Here is a 15,180-nt window from a genome sequence, read left to right as displayed (position 1 = left end):
TTGGATCGAGGCTGCCGCAGGCTGGCAAAACGCCAGGTGTTGGATCTTGCCTGCGTCTGCTGACGGTCCGCCCACTTTCTGGTCGCAGGCCGAGTTGCGGCACAATAGAGAGATTGTGCGTCGCAAACGGCCGTTTTCGACGCGGTATTTCCCGGAGTCGAAGCCGCCTCATGACCATCATCAAGCAAGACGATCTGATCCAGTCCGTCGCCGACGCGCTGCAGTACATCAGTTATTACCACCCGGTCGACTACATCAAGGGCCTCGCCGCCGCCTACGAGCGTGAAGAGAGCCCGGCGGCCAGGGATGCGATGGCGCAGATCCTGATCAATTCGCGCATGGCCGCGGAAGGGCATCGCCCGCTGTGCCAGGACACTGGCATCGTGACCGTGTTTCTCAAGGTCGGCATGAACGTGCAGTGGGACGCCACGCTGTCGCTGGACGAGATGGTCAACGAGGGCGTGCGTCGTGCCTACAACGACCCGGACAACAAGCTGCGTGCGAGCATCCTGGCCGACCCGGCCGGCAAGCGCGTCAACACCAAGGACAACACACCGGCGATCATCAACGTGGCTATCGTGCCGGGCGACAAGCTCGACGTGATCGTGGCGGCGAAGGGTGGCGGCTCCGAGGCGAAATCGAAGTTCGTGATGCTCAACCCGTCCGACTCGATCGTCGACTGGGTGCTGAAGACCGTGCCCACGATGGGCGCCGGCTGGTGCCCGCCGGGCATGCTCGGCCTGGGTATCGGCGGCACCGCCGAGAAGGCGATGCTGCTGGCGAAGGAGGCGCTGATGGAGCCGATCGACATCCAGGAGCTGATCGCGCGCGGACCGAGCAATCGCGCCGAGGAACTGCGCATCGAGCTGTACGAAAAGGTCAACGCGCTCGGCATCGGTGCGCAAGGCCTGGGCGGCCTCACCACCGTGCTCGACATCAAGATCAAGGATTACCCGACCCACGCGGCGAACCTGCCGGTGGCGCTGATCCCGAACTGCGCGGCGACCCGCCACGCGCACTTCACGCTGGACGGTTCCGGCCCGGTGATGCTCGATCCGCCGTCGCTGGAAGACTGGCCGAAGCTGACCTACGACAGCTCGAAGGGGCGTCGGGTGAACCTCGACAGCGTGACGCGCGAGGAAGTGGCGAGCTGGAAGCCGGGCGAAGTGCTGCTGCTCAACGGCAAGCTGCTGACCGGTCGCGACGCCGCGCACAAGCGCATGGTCGAGATGTTGAACAAGGGCGAGCCGCTGCCGGTGGATTTCAAGGGCCGCTTCATCTATTACGTCGGCCCGGTCGATGCGGTGCGCGACGAAGTGGTCGGTCCCGCCGGCCCGACCACGGCCACCCGCATGGACAAGTTCACCGAACAGGTGCTGGCGCAGACCGGTCTGCTCGGTATGGTCGGCAAGGCCGAGCGCGGTCCGGCGGCAATCGAGGCGATCAAGAAGCACCAGTCGGTGTACCTGATGGCGGTCGGCGGCGCGGCGTATCTGGTGTCCAAGGCGATCAAGGCTTCGCGCGTGGTCGGCTTTGCCGATCTGGGCATGGAGGCGATCTACGAGTTCACCGTGCAGGACATGCCGGTGACGGTGGCAGTGGATTCCGCGGGTACCTCGGTGCATCAGACGGGACCGAAAGAATGGCAGGCACGGATCGGCAAGATTCCCGTGGTCGTGGCGTAACACCAACTTTCTTCTGACCCGTCATCCCAGCGAACGCTGGAATCCAGCGCCTGCACGTCTGGCGGAGAGAGTCACTGGATCCCGGCTTCCGCCGGGATGACGGTTCTTCGGTCCATACGTCACCGCATTTAGCCATCCAAACGTATGCAGCCTCCGAGCGGTTGCATTCCACCTGCTGCGGCGCAACACTGGCCGGATTGTTTTCCACCACCGCCACTGAAGGTAGCCGTGAATCCGCAAAGCCCCGCGTCGCTCCATGCCGACGCATCCTGGATCGTGATGAAGTTTGGCGGCACCAGTGTCGCCACCTTGCCGCGCTGGCAGAACATTCTGGAGCTGGTAGCCAGCCGTCGTGCCGAAGGCGCGCGTGTACTGGTTGTCGTTTCGGCGCTCACCGGCATCACCGACGCACTCAAACAACTGTGCACCCACGGTGACAAGGGCAAACGCATCGAGGCTGCCAAGGCGATCGCACAGCGTCACTACGACCTGCTCGATCACATGCAGCTGGCGGTTCCGGATACGCTCGGTGCGCGACTGTCCGAATTGGCCACGCTGGCTGAGAACGGTTCGGCTGTTCTTGGCGAGCTGGCATGGGCAGCGGCGATCCAGGCCCATGGCGAGCTGCTCTCCAGCGCACTCGGTGCCGCCTTTCTCAGCCATAGCGGACTGCCCACACAGTGGCTGGACGCGCGTGACTGTCTCGCTGCGATTGCTTTGCCAAACCAGAACGAGCGCACCCGGCTGCTGTCCTCGATGGTCGATTCGCGACCTGATCCGGTGCTGGCCGCACGGCTGGCCACGCTGGGTGAGGTGTTCATCACCCAGGGCTTCATCGCCCGGGAGTCGCAGGGTCGCACCGTGTTGCTGGGACGCGGCGGCTCCGACACGTCCGCCTCCTACTTCGGCGCGTTGCTGAAGGCGCAGCGGGTGGAGATCTGGACCGACGTAGCCGGCATGTTCACCGCCAACCCACGCCAGGTGCCGGGCGCACGCCTGCTGCAGCGACTGGACTACGAGGAGGCGCAGGAAATCGCCTCCACCGGTGCCAAGGTGCTGCATCCGCGCTGCCTGTCGCCTCTGCGCGAACCGCGCGTGCCGCTGCTGATCAAGGACACCAACCGGCCGGAGTTGGATGGCACCGTGATCGGCCCCGAAGTACGCGCACATGCGCCCAGCGTCAAGGCGATCAGCGCGCGCAAAGGCATCACCCTGGTGTCGATGGAATCGGTCGGCATGTGGCAGCAGGTCGGTTTCCTCGCCGACGTATTCGCGCACTTCAAGCAGCACGGGCTGTCGGTGGACCTGATCGGTTCGGCCGAGACCAATGTCACGGTGTCGCTCGATCCCACCGAGAACCTGCTCGACTCCGACGCGATCGCCGCACTGGCCAGCGATCTGGCCAAGGTGTGTCGGGTCAAGGTGATCGCGCCATGCGCTGCAATTACTTTGGTCGGCCGCGGCATGCGTTCGCTGCTGCACACGCTGTCCGGCGTGCTGGCCGAGTTCGGCCAGTTGCGCGTGCACATGATTTCGCAGTCGTCGAACAACCTCAATCTCACTTTCGTGGTGGACGAGGAGGTGGTTGATACTCTGCTGCCGCATCTGCACGACCTGCTGATTTCGGCCGGTGCGCTGCGTACCGACGACAGTGAACTGTTCGGCCCCAGCTGGCAGACCTTGTACGGCAGTGGCGAAGCACCCAGCGCAGCGACGGCATGGTGGCGCGAGTCGCAACGGCAGCGTCTGCTGGAGCTGGCTGCCGAGGCAACGCCGCGTTACGTCTATCACTTGCCGACGGTGCGCCAGCAGGCGCGCGAGCTGAACACGCTGGCTGCGGTCGATCGTCTGCATTATGCGGTGAAGGCGAACACCCATCCGGCGATCCTGCGCGCACTGGTCGCGGAAGGCTTCGCGTTCGAGTGCGTCTCGCCAGGCGAATTGAGGGCGGTCAGCGCGATCGTGCCGGAAGCCACGCCGCTGCTGTTCACACCGAACTTCGCGCCCCGCGAGGATTACGTCTTTGCGCTCGGCACCCGCGCCGCGGTGACGCTGGATTCGTTGTACCCGATCGAGCATTGGGGCGAATTGTTCCGCGGCCGGGAGATCGTGCTGCGGGTGGATCTGGGCCGCGGCCTCGGTCATCACGAAAAGGTGCGCACCGGCGGCAGCGGCAGCAAGTTTGGCCTGCCGCTGGATCAGCTGGCGATCTTCCTGCAGCTGGCCGAAACCCATGGCGTGATCGTGCGCGGCCTGCATGCGCATCTGGGTTCGGGCGTACTTGATGCTGGCCACTGGGGCGAGGTCTATGCGCAGCTGGCCAGCCTGGCCGAGCGCATCGGCAGCGTGACCTTCCTGAATATCGGTGGTGGCCTTGGCGTGCCATCGCATCCGGGCGAGGCACGGCTCGACATCGCTGAACTCGATCGGGTGCTGCGCGAGGTCAAGGCGGCTTATCCGCAATACCAGCTGTGGATGGAACCCGGCCGTTACCTGGTCGCCGATGCCGGTGTGCTGCTGGCGCGGGTGACCCAGCAGAAGGGCAAGAGTGCGTTCCGCTATCTCGGCATCGACACCGGCATGAACAGCCTGATCCGTCCCGCCCTCTACGACGCCTGGCACGAGATCGTCAATCTCAGCCGGCTCGATGAGCCTGCCACCGCGCTGTACCAGGTGGTCGGCCCGATCTGCGAGAGTGGCGACGTGCTCGGCACCGACCGTCGCCTGCCCGAGGCGCAGGAGGGCGACGTGATGCTGATTGCGCAGGCGGGTGCTTACGGCAAGGTGATGTCCTCGCATTACAACCTGCGCGACGAAGCCGACGAGATCGTGATCGAATAGGCGCCTGGCGCTGGAGAAAGTATTGGTGAGCAAGATGATTCAACCGCGGCTGACCCAGCTGTTCCGCTTCGTGCGCTGCAGCTACGCCGATGGCGTGGCCGAGCTGGCGTACGCGTTCGACGACGGTGAGGAACTGGTCGAGCGGATTCGTTTCCCGCATGCGCCGGCGATTCCGGCTGGGCATGCGGCGGCATTCGATGCGGCGCTGAAACTGCTGCATCTGATTGCGGGTGTCAGTTACTACAAGGCTGGCGTGCCGCCGAAGATTGAAGTGGCCAGCGGTCCGCTGGATGACGCCACCGCCGAGTTGCTGGATCAGTTGTATCTGCATGGACTGGCCGAGTTCGCCTATCGCAACGGGCTGGATCTGCGTGGACGTATCACGTTTCCGCGTGGCGCTGCGGCACAGCCGCCGGCACCTGCAGCAGGTTTGCCCAAACGCACGCTGGTGCCAATCGGCGGCGGCAAGGATTCACTGGTCGCGGTCGAGGCGATCAAGTCGATCGGCGGCGAGGCGACCGCCGTATGGGTCGGCAATTCAGCGCTGATCGCCGCCTGCGCCGAGCGCACCGGCCTGCCCACGCTGAACATCCAGCGCGAGCTGGCGCCCGGCTTGTTCGAGCTGAACCGGCTCGGTGCGTGGAACGGGCACATCCCGGTGACCGCGGTGAACTCGGCGATCCTCGCCGTCGCCGCGATCCTGTACGGCTACGATTCGATCGCGTTCGCCAACGAGCGCTCCGCCTCGGCCGCCACGCTGGAGTACGAAGGCCAGCAGGTGAACCATCAGTGGAGCAAGGGCTACGCGTTCGAGCAGCTGCTGGGCAACTGGCTGCACACGCATGTGGCCAGCGATCTCGACTACTGCTCGCTGCTGCGCCCGTATTCGGAACTGGCGATCACCCGTGCGTTCGCGAAGCTCATGCCGTACTTCGACGCGTTCTCCAGCTGCAATCGCAACTTCAAGCTGCTCGGTCCCAAGCCGGCCGACCGCTGGTGCGGACAATGTCCGAAATGCCATTTCGTGTTCCTTGCGCTGGCGCCGTTCCTGCCCAAGCCGCGGCTGCTGTCGATCTTCGGGCGCAACCTGCTGGACGACGAGAATCAGGCCAGTGGTTTCGACGCGCTGCTGGAATACCAGGACCACAAGCCGTTCGAATGCGTGGGCGAGGGCGCCGAGGCGCGCGCCGCGATGTACGCGCTGAGCCAGCGGCCGGAGTGGCAGGAGGACGCGCTGATCGAACGCTTCCGTAGCGAAATCCTGCCGCAGCTGGATGCATCGCAGCTGGCGCTGGAGCCGTGGCTTGAGCCGTCGGCCGAACATCATGTGCCGACCCGGTTGCAGCCGGCCTTGGCGACGATCGGCTGATGCGTATTGCCGATCTGCGCGGCCGCCGCGTGGCGGTCTGGGGTTTCGGGCGCGAAGGGCGTGCGGCCATCCATGCGTTGCGTCAGCGCTGTGGCGATCAGCACTTCACCTTGTTCTGCAGTGCGGCCGAAGTCGATGCTGCCCGCGCGTTCGACGCGGCGATTGATGTTGTTGCTGGCGAACCGGACGCGACCACGCTGGGCCAATTCGATGTGGTGGTGAAATCGCCTGGCATCTCGGCATACAAGCCGGCCTTGTTGGCGGCGCAGGCGCAGGGCCTGCAGGTTACTTCCGGTACGGCGCTGTGGTTTGGCGAGCACTGCTTCGAAAAGCAACCGGACGCGCATGTCATCGCGGTCACCGGCACCAAGGGCAAGAGCACCACGAGTGCCCTGATCGCTCATCTGGCGCGTGCACTCGGTGTGCGCACGGCACTGGCCGGCAATATCGGCCTGCCACTGCTGGAACTGCTCGATCAGCGCGCTGATCTGTGGGTGATCGAACTGTCCAGCTTCCAGACCGGCGAAGCAGGCCCGCTTGAGTTCGGCGTGATCACCAGCCTGTACGAGGAACACCTGGACTGGCACGGTTCGCGCGAACGTTACGTCGCCGACAAGCTGCGCCTGGCCGACGTTTCGCGGCAGCTGCTGGTCAATGCGCTGCAGCCGGCCTTGCTGGAGCGCACGCAAGCTCATCCACATCGGTTGTTGTTCGGTCAGCCGGAAGGCTGGCATGTCGCTGACGGTTTCATCTGCCGTGGTTCGCATGAAGTCTTTCCCGTTGCGCAGCTGGCTGCGCCGGGCTTGCACAATGCACTCAACGCTTGCGCCGCACTGGCGGCGCTGGCTGCAGTCGGCATGGATGCACTGGCGGCTGCACCGGCACTTGCGCGCTTCCGCCCGCTGCCGAATCGCCTGCAACCGCTGGGCGAACACGATGGCTGGCACTGGGTCAACGACTCGATCAGCACCACGCCGCTGGCTACGCTGGCGGCACTGGAAAGTCTGCATGGTCGCGCGGTGACTGTGCTGGTTGGCGGTCATGATCGCGGGCTGGACTGGACGCCGTTCGTCGAGGCGGTGCGCACCGCGCCGCCGAACGCGATTGTCTGCATGGGCAGCAATGGCGCACGTATCGAAGCGGCCCTGCGTGCGGCTGAAGTGAATTGCTCGATGGTGCGAGTCGACGATCTCGCCAGCGCTGTCGCCGAGGCGAAAGCTCGCACGCCACGGGACGGCGTAATCCTTCTATCACCCGGCGCACCCAGTTTCGATCAGTTCAAGGACTACGCCGAGCGCGGTCGCCGTTTCACGGAACTGGCCGGATTCGATGCGGCAACGATCACGGGTATCGACGGCCTGGGCATCGGCTGATTGTCATAAAGCTGATGTCGTAAAGAAAAGGGCCGCGATTCCTGCGAATCGCGGCCCTTTTGCCATCAAGAACTGAGCGGAATTACCAGATCTTCACGCGATCCTTTGGTGCCAGGTACAGCTTCTCGCCGGGCTTCGGCGAGAACGCGTCGTACCAGGCGTCGAGGTTCCGCACGGTCTGTGCGCGGAAGTTGCCGGGGGCGTGGCCGTCGCCGATCACCTGGGCACGCAGTGCGGCATCGCGGGTCTTCTCGCGCCATGACTGCGCGAACGCGAGGAAGAAGCGCTGGTCGCCGGTGAGGCCGTCGATCACCGGCGCGGGCTTGCCGTCGAGCGACTTGTGATACGCGATCCAGGCGATGGTCAGGCCGGACACGTCGGCGATGTTCTCGCCCAGCGTCTGCTGGCCGTTGACGTGCAGTCCGGGCAGCGGCTCATACGCGTTGTACTGTTCGACCAGCTTCTGGCCGGTGGCCTTGAAGTGGGCCTGGTCTTCCGGCGTCCACCAGTTCGCCAAGCGGCCTTCGGCGTCGAACTCGGCGCCGGTGTTGTCGAAGCTGTGGCTGATCTCGTGACCGATCACCGCGCCGATCGAACCATAGTTCGACGCCGCATCGGCCTTCGGATCGAAGAACGGTGCTTCGAGGATCGCGGCCGGGAAGTTCAGCGCGTTCTGCAATGGCAGGTTCACCGCGTTGACGGTCTGCGGCGTCATCCACCACTCGCCCTTGTCGACGCTCTGGCCGAGCTTGGCCAGCTGGTGCTGGTACTCGTGCTGCTCGGCGCGCAGGCGATTGCCGACCGGATCGTCGCGGCTGATCGTCAGATCGGAGTAGTCGCGCCAGGTTTCCGGATAGCCGACGCCGACACGGACGGTGGCGATCTTCGCCTTGGCCTTCTGCTTGGTGGCCGGCGTCATCCAATCGAGCTGGTCGACGCGGTCGTTGAACGCGGCGAGGATGTTGTCGACCATCTGCTTCACCTGCGCCTTGGACGAGGCAGGGAAGTATTTCTTCACGTAGATCTGCCCGACTGCGTCGCCGAGGTCGGCGTTGACCGCGCCGATCGCACGCTTCCAGCGATCACGCTGTTTCGGCGTGCCCTGCAGCGTGTGGCCGTAGAACTCGAAACTGGCGTCGGCGAAGGCCGGCGGCAGCAGGCCGGCGCTGTGATTGATGGTGTGGAAGGTGAGGAAGGCCTTCCAGGTGTCCAGCGGTTCGCTGGCGACCAGTGCGGAGATGCCCTTGATCGCGCTTGGCTGCCACACGGTGATCTGTTTCTGCGTGTCGAGGCCGGCGGCGTGCAGATAGGCGGCCCAGTCCAAGCCCGGCGCCTTGCTGGCAAAGTCTCCGGTGTTCCACGGGTTGTTGGCCTTGTGCACGTCTTCGCTGTCGACCAGGCTTTCCTGCACCTTGGCGATCTTCATTTCCAGTTCGAACACGGCCTTCGCCTTGGGGTCCGCGTCGGCGATGCCGGCGTTCTTCAGCTGGGCGGCGATGTAGGACTGGTACTTGGCGCGGATGCCGGCCATGTCCTTGTCGGTGGCGAGGTAGTAGTCGCGGTTCGGCATGCCGAGGCCGCCCTGCAGCAGGTAGGCCACGTTGTGCGCGGAATCCTCCAGCCCTTGCGTCACGAACAGGCCGAACAGATGCTCGGTGCTGAAGTTGGTCGCGTTGACCGGATCGACGTCGGCGCGCAGCTGGCTGCCCAGCACGCTGGCGAGATCGGCTGGCGTCTTGATCGCGTCGATCTTCGCAAGTTCGGGCTTGAGCGGGCTCAGGCCATGCTTGGCGATGCCGGCCTGATCCATGAAGGCGGCGTAGTAGTCGGCGATCTTGCTTTCGTTGGAACCGGCGGGTGCCTTGGCCGCGGCGGCTGCCTTGATCAGCTCGGCGTTGCGTTGCTCGGCCTTGTTGAATACCTGCAGGAAGATGCCGGTGCTGGCACGGTCGGCCGGAATCACCGCGGTCTTGCGCCAGTTGCCGTTGGCGTAGCTGTCGAAGTCGTCGCCCGGCTTCACGCTGTGGTCGATGCCGGCCAGATCCACGCCGGTGGGGTGGTCGGCAGCGTGCGGTGTTGGTGCAGGCGTGGCCGCCCAGACACTCGATCCGCACAGGACGGCGGCGGTCAGAATCCAACGGATGCGTTGCATGGTTTATATCCCGGCAGGATGGAGTGCCCAAGATAGTGCGCCAATCCCGGTTTGTGCGCATGACTGATGGGCTAGCGAGAGCAGGGTGGCTCTGGCGCTCTACTTCTCGAAGCGGTAGTTGAGACTGGCGCGACTGAAGTCGGTGGCCTGCTGCGCCTCGAAATTCCAGCGCTTGCCGAAACGGTAACGCAGGGTGATCACTTCGCCCGGCTCGAACAGGCCGACGCCGTAACTGAGATAGAGTCGCGGCGACAGGTACTTGCCGACGGTGAACGCCGAGCTGCCGCCGAGCGCCTCGTTGCTGGACACGCCGATGTCGTCGACGCCGAGCTTCGAGCCGATGCGCTTGGCCAGCAGGTCGCCGCCGGCCGAACCGAGCGCCTGCGCGGCGGCGCTGACCATGCTGCCTTCGCCGCCTTTCACCTCGGACAGTGGCTTGCCGGTGATCAGGTAGGACAACGCATCGGACTGTTCCATCACCGGGTTGGAGAACACGGTGAGGATCGGCCGCTGCGCGGTGCCGGAAACCAGTAAGCCGACTTCCTGGCCTTCGTCGATGGTGGCGTTCGGATTGAGCTTGCGCACCGCGCGGATGTTCAGCCCCGGGTTGTCGATCGGCGTGCTGGCGAACAGCAGCTGGCCGCGCTGGATCTGCAGGTTCTGGCCGTACGCGCGATAAGTGCCATCCACCGCAAGCTGGCCCTGGCCGGTGGTGGCGCGGCCGGGGCGTTCGCTGACCGTCAGCAGGCCAGTCACGCGGCCATCCAGGCCCATGCCGACGACATGCGTCTTGCGGCCAAGATCAACCTTCACCAGCGCGCTGATCGGCAGCTTGCTGGCGGCTTGCTCCTGCTGTTTCTGGTCGATCACGACCACGTCGGGCGAAGCCTTGGTGGCGCCGGCGCCCGGCAATTTTTCGGTGTTCACGTCGGCACTGTCGATGGTGAGGCCGCCGCCGATGTCGATGCCCTTGGCGTCCTGTTTCAAGGTCAGGTCAGGCGAGATCACCACTTTCGCGGCCGGAATATCGGCAGCGGTGAACTGGCTGCCCTTGAGTGTGATGGCGGTTTGGCTGCCCTGGCCGGTACTGTCTGTGCCGAGGCTGGCGGTGCCATTGATCGCGAGTGTGCCCTTGCCTGACTGCACGCTGCCGTTGACGAGGAACTGGCGCGCGTCGATGGTGCTAACGCTGAGGCGGCCCTGGGTCAGTTTGAGTCCGGCCGAAGGCACTTCGGCAGCGAACTCGCGGACGTTGGCCTGGCCGGTGATCGCCGGCTGCTTCAGCGTGCCGGCGAAGCGGAAGTTGCCGTCGGCACCACCCTTGATGTTGGCCACCTCACTGCTGAACAGCTCGATGAAGGCGAGGTTGTTCAGGCGCAGGTCGAGCTGGCCGCCCAGTGTCTGCTGCGCGCCACTGATGGTGATCTGGCCATCCAGACGGCCGCCATCATCGAGCCCACTGTGCACGTCGATGCGCTGGCTGGCGGGGGAGAGCTCGGCATTCAGGCGCAGCTGGTCGTAGCGAAGCAGCGGCGCATCCGCGCGATCGATGTAGGTGATGCTGCCTTGTGCCGAGCTGATCGAGGCATTGCCGCTGAGCGCGCCGGCAGCGTTGCGGCGAATTTTTCCGTTGCCTTCCAGGATGCCGTCGGCGCGCATCGGCAAGTCGGCATCGCCGGCTGCGTTCAGCAGCAGCGCCAGCGGCAACGCATGCAGCCGGTAGCTGGCGTCGAGATTGCCGGGCTTGTCCTGTTTCGCCGCCACGCACAGCTGCGGATCGCCGGCGCTCAGGCACAGTTCGGACAGGCTCATCGCGCCGTCGTGGTAGCTCAGCTGCGATGGCTGCTGCAGGCGCCAGCCGGGCATGCCCTGCGGCTCCAGATCGAGCGTGGCGAGCGTGCCGTTCCATGCCGAACCCTTCAGCGCACCGTGCAGGGCCAGCTTGCCGGAGAGCTGGGTGCCACGCGCGTCCACACTCAACCTATGATCGCCCTCGCTGCCTTCGGCAAGCAGGTTGAAGTGCTGGAACGTCAGCCCCTGCAAGTGCACGTTGCTGGTCTGCAGATCCAGCTTGCCGGCGAGGCGACTGATGTCAGGCAGGCCGACGATCAGCTGCAGGGTGTCCACCTTCTGTTGCTGCCACGCCAGCGACTGGCCATGCAGCTGGCCATTGATGCTGAGCCTCGGCTGCCTGCCTCGGATAGTGAAATGGCCATCCAGATGGCCGCTGGCATTCGGCAGCCAGTCGCCGAGCGAGGCGACCGCCAGTTGCAGTTCCGCGTTGTTCTCGGTGCCGGGCCTGGCATCCAGTTTCACCGTGCTGCTGCCCGAGGCGAGTTCGAGCTGACCGTCGATCACCTCGTTCGATGACAGGTGCAGCTTGCCGTTGCCGCCGATCGAGCGATCGCGCAGCTTGCCGGCCAGCTTGCGGATTTCCAATGTGGCGTCGGGGCCATCCTTCGGCAGTGTGCCGTGGCTGGCGATGTCGAAATCCAGCGCGCCGTTCCAGCCGGCAAACAGCTGGCCGGGATCGAAGCGGTCGGCGCTGGCCTCGGCCTGCCATGCGAAAGCGGGTTGCAGGGTCAGCGTGCCGTTCGCCTGCACGACGCCTTGCGGCTGTTTCAATGCCAGCGTGTGCAAGGTGATCAGCTGCGCGGTGCCGTCGAGGTTCAGCGCCAGCTTTGCCAGCTTGCCGGGTGGTCCGATCTCGACATCACCCTCGGCGTGATACTTGTCGGCCGTGCCGCTGGCCTTGAGCACGCCATGGCTGGCCAGCACCTGGCCGACCAGTTCCTGCGGCAGCAGCAGATCGTTCCACTGGATGTCGAGCTGGGCGCTGAGCGGTTTCGCATCGAGCTGCACCACGCCGCTGGCGGCGACACTGCCCTTGATCTGCGGCGAGCCGAGATTGAGCTGCTGCAAGGTCAGCGTGCTGAAGTCGTGGCTGAACTGCGCGCGCAACGGCTGCAACAACAGCTGGTAGTCGTTGAGGTCGAGCCGGCCATCGAGCGTGCCGCCGTAACGGTCGCCATGACCCTGCACGGCAATCGCCAGCGCCTTCAGCGAGCTGGCGCCGAGCAGCGGCTTCGGGTCGAAACGTGGCACATCGAGCTTGCCGGTCCAGGCGTAGTCGCCGCCCTGGCTCAGATCCAGTTGCAGCTGCGCGACGGTCGGCGCGCTGAGCGTGAGCTCGAGATGCGCCTGTCTGCTGTCGCTGTGCGCGACGAGGTTGCCGGCGTAGTCGGTATCGTCGACCTTCCACGCGAAGCTGGCCTTGCTGTCGCCCTGGTAACCCTTGCCGATCGCCAGCGTGCCGACGAGATCGACGTGACCGTCCGGTGCCTGCAGGGCGAGCCGGCTGAATTCGATGCCGTTATGAGTCCAGCTGCCGGCCAGGTCGAGATTGTCGGAGGCAAACAGTAGTTGGCCGTCCTGTGTCACCTTCACCGTGCCGACGTGGACGCGATCGAGGATCAACTCGATCGGCGGCTGCAGCGAGAAACTACTGGAGCTGGAAGTCTGCTCCGGCGCTGGCTTGGGCAACGCCACGTCGACGTCATCGACATCCAGCACGAGTACGTGCACGCGTTTGGCCAGCAGCGGCCAGAGGCGCAGGTCCAGATGCGCCTTCGCCACATTCACCACGGTGCCCTTGCCATCGTCGTAACGCACGCCGGCCAGATCCAGTGGCCCGATCAAGCGTCCCTGCGCATGCTGCACGCGCAGCGCGCCATCGGTGGCCGCCTGCATCCGCGCCAGCGCAAAGCGCAGGCCCGAGCCGGTGCCGAGCAACCAGCCAGCGGCGACGGCGAACAGCAGCAGGATCAGCAGCAACGCGATGCCCAGTCGTCGCAACCAGCGACGGCGACGGGGAACGGCAACGATGGCGGTCGTCGTGGTCATCTCAGAAATCCGGCCCGATCACCAGGTGCAATTCGATGCCATGGTTGCGTGAGTCGTGGATCGGCGTGCCGAGGTCGACGCGGATCATGCCGACCGGTGACAGCCAGCGAACGCCCAGGCCGGCGCCGATCTTGGGGCGATAATCGGTGCCACTGAACGCATTGCCGGTATCGACGAACGCGGCCATGCCCCAGTTGCGCGTGAAGTAATGCTCGACCTCGGTGCTGGCGACCAGCAGGCTGGTGCCGCCGATCACGCGGTCGTCGCTGTTGCGTGGGCCGATCGACTGGTAGCCGTAGCCACGCACCGAGCGGTCGCCACCAGCGAAGAAGCGCAGCTGCGGCGGCAGCGCGGTGAAGTCGTTGGTCCAGGTGTAGCCGGCGCTGCCGCGCAGGATCAGCCGGTTGCGCTTCTTCGCACCGAACGCGCGGATCCATTTCGCATCGGCGGTGAGCTGGCTGAAGCTGGCATCGGACAACAGCGCACCGGCGGTGCTGCGCGCGCTCAGGGTGAGCGACCAGCCACTGCGCGCGAACGTCGGATTATCGACCTGCTTGCGCGACAGCGTAGCTTCGGCGAATACCTCGGTGCTGCGACCGTGCTCGATGCCCGGCGTGTTGTCCGGCTCGTTGCCGTGCTTGCCAACGGTGAAGGTGCCATCCAGCGCATGCACACCCAGCGTGCGCGTCCAGCCATGCCATAGCCGGGTCTCGTTGCCGACCAACTCGAGCGTACGCGATTGCGACGTGGTGGTATTCGCGTCGCGGAAGTTCGCGCCGACGTTGAAGCTGCGCTGGTTGTCGCCGGGCATCGGGATCGAGTACAGCGTGGACAGCGTCTTCAGCCGCTCCGCCACGACCAGTTCGTTCTTCCACTTGTGCCCGCGCCGGTTGACCCAGCGCCGCTCCATGCCGCCGCGCAGGCCGAAGCCGGTATCGGTGCCGATGAACGGGCCGCCGGTGTAGATCGTGCGCTTGGCCGGCGCCAACTGCACGTCGACATCGACGACGCCGTTCTTCGCCTCGTCCACATCGGGCAGCACATTCACCACCGCGAAATAATCGGCGCCATTCAGTGCTTGCTGCAGACCAAGCAGCTGATCCTGCGAAAAATAGTCGCCGGACTTGAACGGCACATAGCGGTCGAGGAAACCGTCGTTGAACTGCGATCCTTCGAAGTGCACCTGACCGTAGCGATAGCGTGGTCCGGCCTGCCACGCCAGTTTGATCGAGGCGCTGTGGTTGGCGCGGTTCACTTCGACCCGATGGGTGAGCAGCCGGGCATCGAGAAAACCATTGGCGGTGAGCTGTGCGCTCAGCGTGTCGCGGGCAGCGTCGTAGGCGCCGTGATCCAGCGTCTTGCCCTTCATCCGTTCAAGCGCGCGCTGCGCGCGCCGGATCGGTGCGATATCGGCAGCCGTCTTGTCCAGTTGCACGTCGACGGCGGTGACCTTCACCGGTTCGCCGGGTTTTACATGCAGCGTGACCTGCCAGTTCTTGCCAACCTGCTGCAGGTCGCCGGTGACGGTGGCGTCGTAATAGCCGTAGGGCTCCAGCGAGGATTTCACCTGTTCGGGCGCGCGTTCGTACAGGCGGCGCAGCTGCGCATCGCTGACCTCACGCGTGGCGTATTGCGAAAGCTCGACGCCGGAGATCACTGCGCTTTTCAACGGATCCGCCACACCATCCACCGTCAGCTGCACGCCGGCATGGGCCCGTGTCGACAACAGCACCAGCGGCAGTAACAGCAGGCTCAGGCGTCGGGGGATTCGGCGCATGCGTGGGGTTCCGTCCTCGATGGCGTCTTCGCGAGTGAGGGCAGCTTACCCAAGTCGTTGTTGGCTGGGTATGAACGCTG

Annotated in this window: 7 protein-coding genes; 4 read left to right on the top strand and 3 right to left on the bottom strand. The window is 65.1% G+C overall.

Annotated features, from left to right (window positions below):
* Positions 1-170: 170 nt before the first annotated feature.
* The 4 genes from IE071_RS14845 to murD all read left to right on the top strand — a co-directional run bounded on the left by IE071_RS14845 (position 171) and on the right by murD (position 7,268).
* A complete protein-coding gene (locus tag IE071_RS14845; RefSeq protein ID WP_189442303.1) occupies positions 171-1,685 on the top strand; it encodes a fumarate hydratase in 1,515 nt (504 codons plus the stop codon).
* Between the two features lie 228 nt (positions 1,686-1,913).
* Positions 1,914-4,526 carry a bifunctional aspartate kinase/diaminopimelate decarboxylase gene (locus IE071_RS14840; protein ID WP_268244969.1) on the top strand — a complete coding sequence of 871 codons (2,613 nt, stop codon included), beginning with the start codon at positions 1,914-1,916 and terminating at the stop codon, positions 4,524-4,526.
* A 34-nt stretch (positions 4,527-4,560) separates the two neighbouring features.
* Positions 4,561-5,895, top strand: a complete 1,335-nt coding sequence (gene murL / locus IE071_RS14835; protein ID WP_425503472.1) for a UDP-N-acetyl-alpha-D-muramoyl-L-alanyl-L-glutamate epimerase — start codon at positions 4,561-4,563, stop codon at positions 5,893-5,895.
* Entirely contained in the window at positions 5,895-7,268 is a 1,374-nt protein-coding gene (gene murD, locus IE071_RS14830) for a UDP-N-acetylmuramoyl-L-alanine--D-glutamate ligase (protein ID WP_189442299.1), read from the top strand. Before murL ends, murD begins: the two co-directional genes overlap by 1 nt.
* An 82-nt stretch (positions 7,269-7,350) precedes the next feature.
* Here the strand turns inward: murD and IE071_RS14825 are convergent, their stop codons facing one another.
* The 3 genes from IE071_RS14825 to IE071_RS14815 form a co-directional block, all read right to left on the bottom strand.
* The gene (locus tag IE071_RS14825) at positions 7,351-9,420 is read right to left on the bottom strand and encodes a M13 family metallopeptidase (RefSeq protein WP_189442297.1); all 2,070 of its coding nucleotides are present in this window, start codon (positions 9,418-9,420) and stop codon (positions 7,351-7,353) included.
* Between the two features lie 99 nt (positions 9,421-9,519).
* A complete protein-coding gene (locus IE071_RS14820) occupies positions 9,520-13,323 on the bottom strand; it encodes a translocation/assembly module TamB domain-containing protein (protein WP_189442295.1) in 3,804 nt (1,267 codons plus the stop codon).
* Between the two features lies 1 nt (position 13,324).
* Entirely contained in the window at positions 13,325-15,100 is a 1,776-nt protein-coding gene (locus IE071_RS14815; protein WP_189442293.1) for an autotransporter assembly complex protein TamA, read from the bottom strand.
* Positions 15,101-15,180 lie beyond the last annotated feature (80 nt).

It is taken from the genome of Rhodanobacter panaciterrae (assembly GCF_014651895.1).
Classification (GTDB): Bacteria; Pseudomonadota; Gammaproteobacteria; order Xanthomonadales; family Rhodanobacteraceae; genus Rhodanobacter; species Rhodanobacter panaciterrae.
This window is presented reverse-complemented; position numbering and strand designations above follow the sequence as displayed.

Coding starts and splice junctions, on each gene's coding strand:
- IE071_RS14825 (WP_189442297.1), bottom strand. CDS start 9,420: ATGCAACGCATCCGTTGGATTCTGACCGCCGCCGTCCTGTGCGGATCG.
- IE071_RS14845 (WP_189442303.1), top strand. CDS start 171: ATGACCATCATCAAGCAAGACGATCTGATCCAGTCCGTCGCCGACGCG.
- murD (WP_189442299.1), top strand. CDS start 5,895: ATGCGTATTGCCGATCTGCGCGGCCGCCGCGTGGCGGTCTGGGGTTTC.
- IE071_RS14815 (WP_189442293.1), bottom strand. CDS start 15,100: ATGCGCCGAATCCCCCGACGCCTGAGCCTGCTGTTACTGCCGCTGGTG.
- murL (WP_425503472.1), top strand. CDS start 4,561: ATGATTCAACCGCGGCTGACCCAGCTGTTCCGCTTCGTGCGCTGCAGC.
- IE071_RS14820 (WP_189442295.1), bottom strand. CDS start 13,323: ATGACCACGACGACCGCCATCGTTGCCGTTCCCCGTCGCCGTCGCTGG.